The following is a 13,694-nucleotide window of genomic DNA, read 5'->3' as shown; positions in this document are numbered from 1 at the left end:
GAATTCCTTGATCAGTCCGCGCGCGGCGGGCTGTTCTGCTCGGCTAAAGTCTTGTCGTCGCTGATGGCAATATGTGCGCCGTTGTCCAGTTTGATCTGGCCGGCCGTCACCACTTTTTCGCCGTTCTGCACACCTTTGGTAATCATCACCAGCCCGTCACGGCGCTCACCGGTTTCGATGAAACGTCGTTCGGCGATGAGGACCGGTTGGCCCTTGTCGTCTTTTTCCGGCGTGCCGTCTTCGCTTTTCTTCTGTGCGACAACGTAGAGCGAATTGCCGTAGAGCGTGTAGGTAATCGCGCTTTCGGGGATGACGATTCGCAGCAGCGGGTCAGGCAGCAACACTTGCAGGCTGGCGAACATGCCCGGCAACAGTTTGCCGTCGGGGCTGGCCAAAGTTGCCCGAACCTGAACGTTGCGGGTGGAGTTCTCAACCTTTGGGTTGATCGCACTGATCAGGCCGGGGAAGGTTTGCGTCGGATAGGCCGCGACGATGATCTGCACGGGTTGGCCAACGGCGATCTTCGGCACCGACTGCTCGGGCACGAAGAAATCCACATAGAGGCTGCTGAGGTCTTGCAGGGTGGCAATCATGGTGCCAGTGGCCAGATAGTCACCGATGTCCACCTGACGAATACCGATGGTTCCACTAAAGGGGGCGACCATGCTTTTTTTGCCGAGTGCAGCCTTGAGTTGATTAACCGTAGCCTTGCTCTTTTTCTGCACCGCCGACAGTCGGTCGAATTCGCCTTTGGAAATGGCCTGACTGCCGACCAGTTGGCTTCCGCGCCCGTAATCGAGCTGGGCCAGCCCGAGGTCGGCTTGCGCCGTTTCCAGCAACGCACTTTCCACGGCGCTGTCGAGTCGCAGGAGAGGTTGGCCGGCCTTGACCTTTTGCCCTGACTCGAACTGAAGCTCGATAACGGTGCCGTCGGTCTCCAGGCTCAGGTCCACGCCTTGCAGCGCCTTGAGCGTGCCGACAGTGGGTAGACGGGCTTGCCAGGGTTGTTCGGTGGCGGTGGCCACGGCGACGCTTATTGGCGGTTTTGGCGCAGTGAAGCCTTGAATCATCGTGTAGATGGAAAAGGCTTTGTAGGCGGCCAGGACCAGCACAATTAGCAGGACAACACCCAACATGATCAGCATGCGGCGACGCAGCATATTTCCACTTCCTTGGAGAAAATCAGGGCATACAGTCCGGCACATTACTCCGAGTGGAGGGGTGTTTCCAACTGGCAGGTTTGACAGGTAACCATCACCCTGACCTGTAGCAGCTGGCGCAGCCTGCGTTCGGCTGCGAAGCAGTCGTGAAATCAGGCTTTGCGGTATATCCGGTATACCGAGGTGCCAGGGTTTACGACTGCTCCGCAGCCGAACGCAGGCTTCGCCAGCTGCTACAGAGACCGCGTTTACATGAGGTGAAGATGGTTATCCCAGAGCCCTGCAGGCAGCTCCAACGGTTTTGCGACCAGTTCGTCCTGGCGGCAATCGTAGTAGCGACAACGCCCCTGGCCGGAGGTCACGACGAAACCATCGGCCACTGCTCCGACTCCGGCGCAATCGGGAAGTGGCGCATCCAGGCGCACTTCGCCGCTGTCCAGGTCCCAGATGAAAAATCGATTGCCCCTTGGCGCGGTCAACGCGACCAGGCGCAATTCGCTGTGCACCGCAACGCTCGCGGTGTAGTGCCCCATCGCCTGGAGCTGGTGCTCAGGCACGGGGAAAGCCACGAACGGTTGACCGGGACGCTTGATCGCCAGCAACTCCGAAGATTCATGGGAAGCCCCCATGAACTGCTGGCCGGCGACGATGGTGCCGTCGCTGGCGATCCCCAGATGGCGCACGCTGTTCATCTGCTGGGCGAGGGTTTCCTTGCTGAGAAGGGTACCGTCGCGTTGCATCAGGACCAGGCTCGGTTCCATGGCATTGAGATTCATCTCGACCCGGCTTTCGGCCTCGGTGCGAATCCCGCCGTTGGCCACCACCAGGGTTTCGCCATCGGGCATCCATGACACCTGATGCGGGCCGATGCCATGAGTGGAAATCTCACCGCTGTGAACCAGGCGTTCACCTTCGAATTTATAAACGCCGAGCAAGCCACGGCCCGGATCGGACGTGTCGTTCTCGGTGGCGTACAACCAGTCGCCGCTCTTGTGAATCACTGCGTGACCGTAAAAATGCCGATTCGGCCGCGACGTCACGGTTTGCAGCAAGGCACCGTCACGCAGGTCGATCAAGTAGCTTTCGGTGCCCGGACGACGCGCGACAAACAGTGCAATGGGCAGCGTCGGATGATTGATGATGTCGTGGCAACGCTGGCCGACCTGGGTGGCGAACACCCGCGTGCCATCCAGTCGGTAGCCGACGGCGTAATGCTTGCCATCGGTATCGTCCCGCGCCGACAGCAATAGCGGGCTCTTGTCCTTTTGCTTGAACAGCGTCCAGCCGCCCAGTGTCACTGCTCCCAGCAGCAAACTACCTAAAGTCAGAGCCTGACGTCGCAGCATCGCACTTGCCCTCATCAGTCACCGTCGTTGGCATTGAAGCCCAGTTGAATGCCCAGGGCCTTGGCCAGTTCGCCTTCGTGCAGGCGGTGGACGACGTTGAGGCTGTCGTAGATATCGTTGAGTTGCTGACGGCCGGCATCGTCATTGAGCATTTCTGTCAGCGAGCGCTGGTTGCTGGCGAACAGTTTCAATGACGCCGCGTAGGCGGCATCGATCTTGTCGGCCAAGGGCTTCTGATCGCTTGGCAACAGGCCACGCAGACCTTTGTTGTCCACACCTTCCCACACGGATTTGGCGGCGGCGAGGCTGGCTTCGAGACCTGTCAGCGACGATTGGCTGCGCCATGCATCAGCCTGGAACGGTTGCGGCACGCCTTTGCTCTGACGGCCCATCGGGGTGCCGAGTTTTTTCTTCAGGGAATCGAGAGCGGTCACCTGCACGCGCAGCAAATCGGCGATGGCTTCGTGAGAATCGGCGTAGCGCTGGTTCGGGAACTTGCTCATCTGCGCGAGCATGCCGTCGGTGTTGTTCCAGCTTTTCAAAATGTCTTCGGCCAACAGTTTCTGGTGCTCGCCAATCGCTTTGAGCAATGGGCAGTACTTGGCTTTTTGCGCGTCGTTGGCGACGTCAGGCTTGCTGTCGAACAGGATGTATTCGTAGGCCGAGAGCCCTTGAACCACAACACTCGACTTGGCCAGGGCCGCGGCGTCGATCTGCGGTTGCGCCGTGACCAGTTGCTCGACCTGACGGCCGACGAGGTTTTTCTTGTCTGGCCAGAACTGCACTTGCCACGCCCGGTTGCCCTCAGCCAGCGGACCGATCAACAGCGGTTGCAGTTCGGCCCAGGCTTTTTGCGCGTGCAGGAAGTCGGCGCGAGCGGTGTCGAGGTCTTGCTTGCCTTCGCAATAGGCGAGCGCGCTGACGGCCAGTTGGCGGTCGGCTTCAACCCAGCGAGTGTAGGTCGGCAGGATCACGGATTTGGCGATCGCCGCCGACGTGACCGCTTGCGGATCCTGTGGCGAACACGCACCCAAGGCGAGTGCGGCAAGGCTGGTAAATAGCAGTTTGGGACGGAACATGTAGGGCTCCCGCTGATTGAACGCGTATTAAAGGGAATTCAAAAATGCCAGCAACGCGGCGCGCTGCTCGGCATTGAAAGACAAAACCTGTTGCTGCGCCGCTTTCGCCTCGCCGCCATGCCAGAGCACGGCTTCGAGCGCATTACGTGCGCGGCCGTCATGCAAAAACTGGGTGTGACCACTGACCGCCTGCGTCAGGCCCATGCCCCACAACGGTGGCGTACGCCACTCGCTGCCACTGGCCTGGAATTCGCTACGGTTATCGGCCAGACCTTCGCCCATGTCATGCAGCAGCAGATCGCTGTACGGGCGAATCACTTGATTGGCCAGCTCAGGTTCCGCGGCATTGGCGGCAGTGGTGTATTTGGGCGTGTGACAGGACTGGCAGCCGGCCTGGAAAAACAGGGTCTTGCCGGCCAGCACTTCGGGCGTGCCGACATCACGGCGCGCCGGTACGGCCAGGTTGCGGCTGTAGAACAGTACGAGGCGCAAAATATTGTCGCTGACTTCCGGCTCGCCCTCGGGACCGTTGCCGTTGGGGGCCTGCTTGCAAGCAGTTTGCATGTCGGTGCAGTCATCAATCGGCCTCAGACTCGTGGTGAGGCCCATGTCACCAGAAAACGCGTGAACATTTTGTTGATTGAGATTCGGTTGGCCGGCTTTCCAGCCAAATCGGCCAAGGACGGTTTTCTGTTGGGCGTCATCCCAGACCTGGTTCGGGCGTCCGCTGACGCCTTTGTTGTCTTTCGCCTGAGCCTCGGCGTTGGCCAGGATTGCCGATTCGGGAATGGCTTCCAGCAGTCCCAGGCCAATCATCGGCGGGGCGACACGTGCGGAAAAACGCGTGTCGGGGTGCATTGGGCCATAGCCGAGCTGAGTGATCTGCAGAGTCGGCTTGCGCAGTTCGATTTCGGTGCCGTCCTTGAAGCGAATCGTCACCGGCGTGTAGTCGACACGCACTTTGCCTTCCGGGACTACGCCGGGCACCGACATGTCCTGGAACTGCCCGCCGTAGACGGGCTCGGGAACCACTCCCAGTTGCTCGATGACGTTGGCATACGCCGGTGCATCGGGAATCGACAGCCTTACCAGCATTGAAACGGCATTCGACGCGCCGGGCGCAGGCGGATGACCGCGGCCGTCCTTGATGTGACAGTTCTGGCAGGCGTTGGTGTTGAACAACGGGCCGAGGCCATCCCGCGCGGTGGTGGTCGAGGGGGCGATCACCCAGGGATTGCGGAAGAAGCTGTTGCCAACGCTGAAATCCACCCGCCGTGAGGGCGGCAGATTGGCGGACGGCAGGGAAAAGGAATTCTGATCGGTCTTGCGCACGGTCGTGCTGCCACCGGACCGGGCTTCACCGGGTTCGGCCTTGGTAAAACGGGGGGCGTCATCGCAGGCACTCAGGCCCAGGGCCAGAAACAGTGCGGAAAAGCGAAGAAGCAGCGGGGGCATCAGACATCCTGCAAGACGAGCAAAACAAGGGCGCAAAGTCTAACAGGGCAGGGGGGATTGAATAAGAGGAATTATCGTTTGGTTGATGTGGGGCATGGTTTATTTGGCCAACACCATCCCTGTGGGAGTGAGCCTGCTCGCGATGGCGGTGTGTCAGTCGCCAGCGATTTCGACTGATACACCGCCATCGCGAGCAGGCTCACTCCCACAGGGATCGGTGGTTGGCAGGCAAGAAAAAGGCGACCCGCAGGTCGCCTTTCTGTTCAGCCAGCGTTGATCAGAACTCGTGATCAGCGTTGTCCGGGTTCAGGTCGCTGATGCCCAGTTTGCCAGCGGCCGCTTCGATCGAACCGGTCTGCTTGACCAGCGAAGCGATGGCGTCGCGGACGATCTGGTTGCCTGCGGTGTTGCCGGCAGCGATCAGCTGGTCGTAGTGCTCACCCTTGTTGGCGTGGTCAACGATGACCTGCATCTTGGCTTCGGTCGCGGCCAGGTCAGCTTTCAACGCGGTGTCGGCGGCTGGGTCGGCTTTGGCCACCAGTGACGACAGGCTCGCGCCGGTCATTTTGGTGCCGTCCGTGCGGGTGTATTCGCCCAGGTATACGTTACGAATGCCTTTGGCATCGTAGAACTGCGAATTGTGCGTATTGTCGCTGAAGCAGTCGTGTTCGTCTTCCGGGGAGTTGGCTTCCAGGGAAACCTTCATGCGCTCACCCGCCAGTTCGCCCAGGGACAGGCTGCCCATGCCGAACAGCATTTTGCGCAGGCCGGATTGACCCGGTTCGGCTTCCAGAGTGGCGCGGTAGTTGTCGGCCACGTTCGGCTTCCAGTTGCCGACCATCTCTTCCAGGTCGCTGACCAGCAGCTGGGTCACGGACTTCAGGTAGGCACGACGACGGTCGTTGTGGCCGCCAGTAGCGCCGGCGCCTTCCAGGTAGTCGGACGCTGGACGATTGCCAGCGCCAGGGCCGGTGCCGTTCAGGTCCTGGCCCCACAGCAGGAATTCGATCGCGTGGTAGCCGGTGGCAACGTTGGCCTCGGAACCGCCCAGCTCGTTCAGGCTGGCGAGTTTTTCCGGGGTGATGTCCTTCACGTCGATCTTGTCTTCGCCGACCTGAACTTCGGTGTTGGCGATGATGTTGGCCGTCGCGCCCGGGTTACCCAACGCGTGTTCGTAGGATTTGTCGACGTAGTCAATCAGGCCTTCGTCCAGTGGCCAGGCATTCACCTGACCTTCCCAGTCGTCGATGATGGTGTTGCCGAAGCGGAAGACTTCGCTCTGCAGGTACGGAACGCGAGCGGCGACCCAGGCAGCCTTGGCGGCTTTCAGGGTGTCGGCGTTCGGTTTGGCAAGGAAGGCGTCGACGGCGGTTTGCAGGGTTTTCGCGGTAGATTCGGCATCGCTGTAAACGGCAAAAACCATGTCGGCATAATGGGCGACAACGGCTTTGGCAGCGGCTTCGTCGACTTTACCGGCAGCGGCAGGTGCAGCAGCCGGGGTGGCTGGAGCGGTGGTGCTGGCGGCTGGAGTCGGCGCTGGTGCCGCGGCGTTCTTGTCCTTGCCTTCGCCACAACCGGCGAGGGAAATAGCGATGGCCAACAGACTGGCGGTAGCCAGAGGCATACGAATCATGGCGAACATCCTGCTTCGAGAGGGGGTGGAATGGCGCTGTCAGCGCGCAAAACTGCCACATAATGCAAATCTTTCGCATTATGTGTAAAGGGTTGTAGGTGGAAATATTTCTTATTCGCGCGAAGAAGTGTGGTGCATTTAAAAGATCGCAGCCTCGTTTTACTCGACAGCTCCTACAGGGTGTCCGCATAGAAACGTGTGCGGCTGTAGGAGCTGTCGAGTGAAACGAGGCCGCGATCTTTTGACCTTCTACAAAATAGCCGCATTGCTGCGTTGCGCCTGCTTCAGGTAGGCGCTCAGTTCCCGGGCCGGCAGCGGCTTGCTGTAGAAATAGCCCTGACCCTCGTGACACCCCTCGGAAATGATGTAGGCCTCTTGCTCGGCGGTTTCCACGCCTTCGGCAATGACCTGCATGCCCAGACTTTTGCCCAGCTGGATGATGGCCCGGACGATGGTTGCATCGTCGTCATCGTCCAGCAGGTCCTGAACGAAGCTCTTGTCGATCTTGATCTTGTCCAGCGGCAGGCTTTTCAGATAGCTGAGCGACGAGTAGCCGGTGCCGAAGTCATCAATCGCAATCAATGCACCGGAGCGACGCAGGCTCAGCAGGTGTTGGGCGGCGGTGCTGATGTCTTCCATCAGGCCGGTTTCGGTGACTTCCAGTTCCAGACTGCGTGGCGGCAGGCGGTACATCTGCAGCAGGTTGTTGACCACTCGCGGCAACTCGGCATGGTGCAACTGCACCGTCGACAGGTTCACCGCCATGCGCAGGTCGATGAAACCCTGATCATGCCATTCGCGCAATTGCTTGCAGGCCTGATCCAGTACCCATTCGCCAATGGCGATGATGGTGCCGTTCTGTTCGGCCAACGGGATGAACAGGTCTGGCGGCACCAGCCCATGCTCGGGATGCTGCCAGCGAATCAGCGCTTCGACGCCCACTACACGGTTTTCCCGGTAGCTGATCTGCGGTTGGTAAACGAGGTAAAACTGGTCACGGGTCAGGGCGTCGCGCAGGTCTTTTTCCAGTTCGCGACGACGACGCATCTCGGTGTCGACACTGGCGATGTAAAACTGATACCGATTGCGCGAGCGGGACTTGGCCAGCGTCATGGTCTGTTCGGCTTTTTGCAGCAACTTCTCGGTGCTGTCTCCGTCCTCAGGGAATAGGGTGATACCGATGGTGGCGCGCAAACGAATTTCCTGGTGACCGAGGGCAAACGCCGCTTCCAGATCGTCGAGGATACTTTGGGCCAATTCAGCGGCTTCATAAGGCTGTTCGATGTCGGCCTGGACCAGGGCGAACTGATCGCCGCCAAGACGGGCGAGGGCGCCGAGTCGACCGCTATGTCCCCGCAGACGATCAGCCAAGGCGAGCAACAGTTGGTCGCCGGTCTGGTAGCTGAATTGTTCGTTGATGCTTTTGAAGTCATCGAGTCCGACGCACAGCACCGCCACCCGTCGTTGCAGTTTGCCGGCGTCGACCAGGATCTTGTCCAACTGGTGCTGAAGTTGCTGGCGGTTGGGCAAGCCGGTGAGGAAATCGTACTGGGACATGCGCAGCAGGCTGTTTTCAGCTTCATGGCGCAGGTGCGTATTGCGCTCGATGGACTCGAGCAACTGGTTCGCGGTGTTGATCCAGATACCCAGTTCGTTTTTCTCGTGACCCTTGAGTTGCGGGATCTTGTGCGCGCTGGGGCGATCCGGGTTGATTTCAGTCAGGTGTTCGATGATTCGCGACAGGGGCTTGGTCAGCAGCCAGTGATAGACCAGGTACAGCACCAGTCCCATGGCCAACGCGCGTAGCACGCCCGAGATAAAGATGATGACCGAGCTGACGATGAAACCCTGGCCATAGGTGGCGGTGTCGAGGGTGATGCTCAGGTCGCCGTAATACTCGCTGTACGGGCCGCGACCCACCAGTTGGGTGGTGAAAGTGCGTTCCTTACCGAGGATCAGGTCGGTCAGCCAGCGACTGTCGGACTGCTGCAAGTCACGGGACTTTTGCGCGAGCATGGCTTCGTTGGGATGGCCGATGGAGGCCTGGCGTACGGCGTCGTCCTGAAACAGCCCTTCTATCACCTGCATACCCATTTCGCGGTCCAGGCTGTAGACGGCCTGGGTCGAAGGGTCGCGAAACATGTCGAGGATGCGTTCGGCATCATTGGCCACGGCCTGGCGTGTTTTATAAGCATCGAAAACGATCTGCGCGCAGCTCAAGACTACGCCGACGATCAATGCCGACAGGAGCACGACCCGGAGCAACTTCACCGACAAGCTGTTCTTGAGTTCCAGCTTCAAAAGGCTATTCCTTGTTCCGTGCGAGTAGCATCAAGTTGCCATGAGTATTGGCAATCCGGTGATGTCAGTCAAAGGGACATTCATCCACAGGAGATTTTGCCTGCAGCTTGGCCGATTTGCGGTTGTCTGAGGTCTTTTCCTATTCGTACTGTGTCGGTAGTCGGGTCCCTGAACTTGAGGGGGGGCGAGAACTATTTTCCTTTGATTGATGGTAGACGGGTGTGGCGGTGGGGCAAGGGGGCAGCGGCTGGTTTCATTGTGCGAAATTGGCGGTGTACCTGCCTCTTGCGGATATACCTCGATCCACTGTTGGAGCTGGCTTGCCAGCGATGTCGGTCTGACAGCCGACCCTTTTTTTGCAGGACAAGTACCCAAAAAGGCTCGCCCCAAGCGTACGGCACCTCGCTTAGGCTCGGTGTTCCCTCGCTCCGGTATTCATCTGGGGGCATCGCCTACGGTCTGCTTCGCGACGACCTCCTCTCGATGTGTGCGGCTTCGCCGCACGGCGCTTCGCGCCTGACCCCCAGATGAACACCTCCACTCGGCCTCCCGAAGGGGCGGGCAGGTCAAAAGCCAGATCAAGATCAGAAGCTTGCAGGCGAGCTAATGCTCGGCCTTGAGTGGTGAGGGGCGGGTGGTGGGTGTTGGTTTGTTTTTGATCCCTGTAGGAGCTGTCGAGTGCAACGAGGCTGCGATCTTTTGCCCCTGTCTTTAAAAGATCAAAAGATCGCAGCCTCGTTGCACTCGACAGCTCCTACAGGTGCAAGGTTATTCCGGGATCTACTGGCATAACCCATAAAAAAACCCGGCTAAAAAGCCGGGTTTTTTTGACTGGTTTCGATCTTAAGCGGTGAAGGTTTTGCCTTCGAACTGCTCAGCCACGAATTTCCAGTTGACCAGGTTCCAGAACGCTTCGACGTACTTCGGACGAACGTTGCGGTAGTCGATGTAGTAGGCGTGTTCCCAGACGTCGCAGGTCAGCAGCGGGGTGTCGCCGTTGGTCAGCGGGTTGCCGGCGCCGATGGTGCTGGCCAGGGCCAGGGAACCGTCAGCCTTTTTCACCAGCCAGCCCCAACCGGAACCGAAGGTGCCGATGGACGTCTTGCTGAACTCTTCCTTGAACTTGTCGAACGAACCGAACGCGGTGTTGATGGCTTCAGCCAGTGCGCCGGTTGGTTGGCCGCCGGCGTTTGGCGCCAGGCAGTTCCAGTAGAAGGTGTGGTTCCAGACTTGAGCGGCGTTGTTGAAGATACCGCCCGAGGAAGATTTGACGATTTCTTCCAGGGTTTTGCCTTCGAACTCGGTGCCTGGCACCAGGTTGTTCAGGTTCACGACGTAGGTGTTGTGGTGCTTGTCGTGGTGGTATTCCAGCGTTTCCTTGGAAATGTGCGGCTGCAGGGCATCGTGTGCGTAAGGCAGCGGCGGCAATTCGAAAGCCATGATGATTCTCCTAATCAGGTCAGTTGCGGTGAGCGCAAGGCCGATCACGGGCGGCCAGACAAGCGCCGGGGGAGTTTGTACTCTTTGCGGCGCATCGGATCGGATCATAGCACCGGGGGTGCGGCATAACCACGCAACAACTGTGTGGAATAGAGGTTCCAGAGCTGTTTGGAATATTCAGGCGCTGGTTATCAGTTGAAAGGCAACGGTGAACATCATCACCGCCACCAGCAGGTCGAGGATTCGCCAGGTGCTCGGTCGGGCCAGCCACGGTGCGAGCCACGCAGCCCCCAGTGCCAGGGTGAAAAACCACAGCAATGAGGCACTCGCTGCGCCCACCACATAAGCCCCGGGCTCGGTCTGTTGCGCGCCGAGGGAGCCGATCAGCAGGACCGTATCCAGATAAACGTGCGGGTTGAGCAGGGTCACGGCCAGCGCGCTGAGCATCACCGCCCGAAGTGAGCGCACCGTCTGGTTTTCACCTTGTTGCAGGCTCTGTTTCGAGCAGGCTCGGCGCAGCGCGAGGCTGCCGTACCAAATCAGGAACACCGCCCCACCCCAGCGAGCGACCGCCAGCAGCGTCGGGTTATGCGCGAGGACCGTCGCCAGGCCAAAGACCCCGGCCGCCACGAGCAATGCATCGCACACCACGCACAGTGCCGCCACCGGCAGGTGATGTTCACGTCGCAGGCTTTGCGCCAGTACAAAGGCGTTCTGCGTGCCAATCGCCATGATCAGCCCCGCGGCCACCAGCAGGCCGTTTACATAGCTTTGCCACATAAAAAATTACTCCGCGTTGGCTGCCAGATCCCGTAACACGCCCATGGCGCGCTCGGCGTCGGCCTGGCCGACAAACAAATGGTCGTGGTAATAGCCGGCAATCACGTTGCAACTGATCCCTGCCTTGCCCAGGGCAGTGGCGAAGGCGGCTGTCAGGCCGACCGCTTCCAGGGCCGAGTGCACGTTGAGGGTGATCCAGGCGGCGACGTAATCGAAGTTGAAACCTGCCCGTTCGGCGTGGGACTTTTCCAGTATGACCGTCAGGCCTTCCTGCTCGCGAAAGCTGCCGACGATCTCAAGCCCCGCCGGCAACTGGCCGTCGCGCAGGGTGCAGAACACGTATTCGCCGGCGTTGAGTTGCGGGCTCATGCTGCGCAGCAGTGTTGCCAATGAAGTTTCGCCAGCCATGTGGAGTGTTCCTTGTTCGAGAGTTCTTGCTGGGCATTCTCGTCGTGAACGTTGTATAAGAAAAACCAATCATACTGATCGCTCATTAGGAAAACTGATGTTCGACTATAAATTGCTTTCTGCCTTGGCCGCCGTGGTCGAGCAGGCCGGTTTCGAGCGCGCCGCTCAAGTGCTCGGTTTGTCGCAATCGGCGGTGTCACAACGCATCAAGCTGCTGGAGGCGCGGGTCGGCCAACCGGTGTTGGTGCGAGTAACGCCGCCAGCGCCGACCGAGATTGGCCGACGCTTGCTCAACCATGTGCAGCAGGTGCGCTTGCTTGAGCGAGACTTGCAAACGCTGGTGCCGGCGCTGGATGAAGAAGGTCTGCCCGAGCGCCTGCGCATCGCGTTGAACGCTGACAGCCTGGCAACCTGGTGGGCTGAAGCGGTGGGCGAGTTTTGTGCGCAACAACATTTGTTGCTGGACCTGGTGGTCGAAGATCAAACGGTGGGTCTCAAGCGCATGCGCGCGGGCGAGGTGGCCGCGTGTGTCTGTGCCAGTGAGCGTCCCGTGGCAGGTGCGCGCAGCGTGCTCCTCGGCGCCATGCGTTACCGGGCGTTGGCCAGCCCTGCGTTCATTGCCCGGCATTTTCCCGAAGGCGTGCGCGCCGAACTGTTGTCCCGAACGCCAGCGCTGGTGTTCGGTCCGGACGATTTTCTGCAGCACCGCTACCTGGCTTCGCTGGGCGTCGATGGCGGTTTCGAACACCATTTATGCCCATCCTCCGAAGGCTTCATTCGTTTGACCGAGGCCGGTCTTGGCTGGGGGCTGGTGCCTGAATTGCAGGTGCGCGAGCAACTGGAGCGCGGTGTTCTGGTGGAGTTGTTGCCAGATAAGCCCATCGATGTGCCGCTGTACTGGCATCATTGGCGCAATGGCGGTCAGTTGCTGGGGTTACTGACCGATCAATTGGTGCATTCATCCAAGCAATGGCTGGTGCCGTTGGACTGACGGGCAGCGTCAAGACACACGCATTACGCAAAACGAAACACATCGGAGCTCTACATGAAAATTCTGGTCACCGGCGCAAGCGGCTTCATTGGCGGGCGCTTTGCGCGTTTCGCGCTGGAGCAAGGCCTGGACGTGCGGGTCAACGGTCGCCGGGCCGAAAGCGTCGAACACCTGGTGCGTCGTGGCGCCGAGTTCATTCAAGGCGACTTGAGTGACCCGGAACTGGCCCGTGATTTGTGCTCCGATGTCGAAGCCGTCGTTCACTGTGCCGGCGCAGTGGGCTTATGGGGACGCTATCAGGACTTTCACCAAGGCAACGTCCAGGTCACTGAAAACGTGGTCGAAGCCTGCCTGAAACAACGGGTCCGGCGATTGGTGCATTTGTCTTCGCCGTCGATCTACTTCGATGGCCGCGATCATTTGGGATTGACCGAAGAACAAGTCCCCAAGCGCTTCAAGCACCCCTACGCCGCCACTAAATACCTGGCGGAACAAAAGGTCTTCGGCGCCCAGGAGTTCGGACTCGAAACCCTGGCGCTGCGCCCCCGATTCGTGACCGGTGCGGGTGACATGAGCATCTTCCCGCGCCTGCTGAAAATGCAGCGCAAAGGGCGTTTGTCTATCGTGGGCAATGGCCTGAACAAGGTCGATTTCACCAGCGTGCAAAACCTCAACGAAGCCTTGCTCAGCAGCCTGCTGGCCAGTGGCTCGGCGTTGGGCAAGGCGTACAACATCAGCAACGGAACGCCGGTTCCGCTGTGGGATGTGGTCAATTACGTGATGCGCAAGATGGAAGTCCCACAGGTTACCCGCTACCGTTCCTTTGGTTTGGCCTACAGCGTGGCGGCGCTTAATGAAGGCGTTTGCAAGCTGTGGCCGGGCCGTCCCGAGCCGACCTTGTCGAGACTGGGTATGCAGGTGATGAACAAAAATTTCACCCTGGACATCAGCCGCGCCCGGCATTATCTGGATTACGATCCGAAAGTCAGTCTCTGGACGGCTCTCGATGAATTTTGCGGCTGGTGGAAGGCCCAGGATCTTCACTGACAGCCCCGTCACTGAACCGAGTTCGGGGTTCAGGGTCAATCGATGCTGCCGTGG

Annotated in this window: 11 protein-coding genes; 2 read left to right on the top strand and 9 right to left on the bottom strand. The window is 59.6% G+C overall.

Annotated features, from left to right (window positions below):
• Positions 1-11: 11 nt before the first annotated feature.
• The 9 genes from ACA063_RS23385 to ACA063_RS23345 all read right to left on the bottom strand — a co-directional run bounded on the left by ACA063_RS23385 (position 12) and on the right by ACA063_RS23345 (position 11,602).
• A complete protein-coding gene (locus ACA063_RS23385) occupies positions 12-1,160 on the bottom strand; it encodes an efflux RND transporter periplasmic adaptor subunit (protein WP_497663545.1) in 1,149 nt (382 codons plus the stop codon).
• A gap of 248 nt (positions 1,161-1,408) precedes the next feature.
• The gene (locus ACA063_RS23380) at positions 1,409-2,506 is read right to left on the bottom strand and encodes a DUF1513 domain-containing protein (RefSeq protein WP_497663544.1); all 1,098 of its coding nucleotides are present in this window, start codon (positions 2,504-2,506) and stop codon (positions 1,409-1,411) included.
• A gap of 14 nt (positions 2,507-2,520) precedes the next feature.
• Entirely contained in the window at positions 2,521-3,585 is a 1,065-nt protein-coding gene (locus tag ACA063_RS23375; RefSeq protein WP_497663543.1) for an imelysin family protein, read from the bottom strand.
• A gap of 27 nt (positions 3,586-3,612) precedes the next feature.
• Positions 3,613-5,040, bottom strand: a complete 1,428-nt coding sequence (locus ACA063_RS23370) for a di-heme oxidoreductase family protein (RefSeq protein WP_497663542.1) — start codon at positions 5,038-5,040, stop codon at positions 3,613-3,615.
• A gap of 277 nt (positions 5,041-5,317) precedes the next feature.
• Positions 5,318-6,673, bottom strand: coding sequence for an imelysin family protein (locus tag ACA063_RS23365; RefSeq protein ID WP_497663541.1), 1,356 nt, complete (start codon positions 6,671-6,673; stop codon positions 5,318-5,320).
• 249 nt (positions 6,674-6,922) lie between these two features.
• On the bottom strand, positions 6,923-8,974 hold the full coding sequence (locus ACA063_RS23360; RefSeq protein WP_497663540.1) for a putative bifunctional diguanylate cyclase/phosphodiesterase: 2,052 nt from the start codon (positions 8,972-8,974) through the stop codon (positions 6,923-6,925).
• 843 nt (positions 8,975-9,817) lie between these two features.
• The gene (locus tag ACA063_RS23355) at positions 9,818-10,414 is read right to left on the bottom strand and encodes a superoxide dismutase (RefSeq protein ID WP_046033233.1); all 597 of its coding nucleotides are present in this window, start codon (positions 10,412-10,414) and stop codon (positions 9,818-9,820) included.
• A 177-nt stretch (positions 10,415-10,591) separates the two neighbouring features.
• On the bottom strand, positions 10,592-11,194 hold the full coding sequence (locus ACA063_RS23350; RefSeq protein WP_162439666.1) for a LysE/ArgO family amino acid transporter: 603 nt from the start codon (positions 11,192-11,194) through the stop codon (positions 10,592-10,594).
• A gap of 6 nt (positions 11,195-11,200) precedes the next feature.
• Positions 11,201-11,602 (bottom strand): ACT domain-containing protein, encoded by a 402-nt coding sequence (locus tag ACA063_RS23345; RefSeq protein ID WP_497663539.1) that lies wholly within the window; start codon positions 11,600-11,602, stop codon positions 11,201-11,203.
• Positions 11,603-11,699: 97 nt separating this feature from the next.
• On the opposite strand from ACA063_RS23345, the gene ACA063_RS23340 reads away from it, so the two are divergent.
• Both ACA063_RS23340 and ACA063_RS23335 read left to right on the top strand, forming a co-directional pair.
• Positions 11,700-12,593, top strand: a complete 894-nt coding sequence (locus ACA063_RS23340; protein ID WP_162439664.1) for a LysR family transcriptional regulator ArgP — start codon at positions 11,700-11,702, stop codon at positions 12,591-12,593.
• A gap of 54 nt (positions 12,594-12,647) precedes the next feature.
• Positions 12,648-13,640: an NAD-dependent epimerase/dehydratase family protein gene (locus tag ACA063_RS23335; protein ID WP_194692606.1), complete on the top strand. Its 993-nt coding sequence runs from the start codon at positions 12,648-12,650 to the stop codon at positions 13,638-13,640.
• The last annotated feature ends 54 nt before the right edge of the window (positions 13,641-13,694 follow it).

Source organism: Pseudomonas sp. LBUM1643, assembly GCF_059716215.1.
The sequence above is the reverse complement of the archived record's forward strand: the minus strand, read 5'-3'. Positions and strand labels throughout refer to the sequence as shown.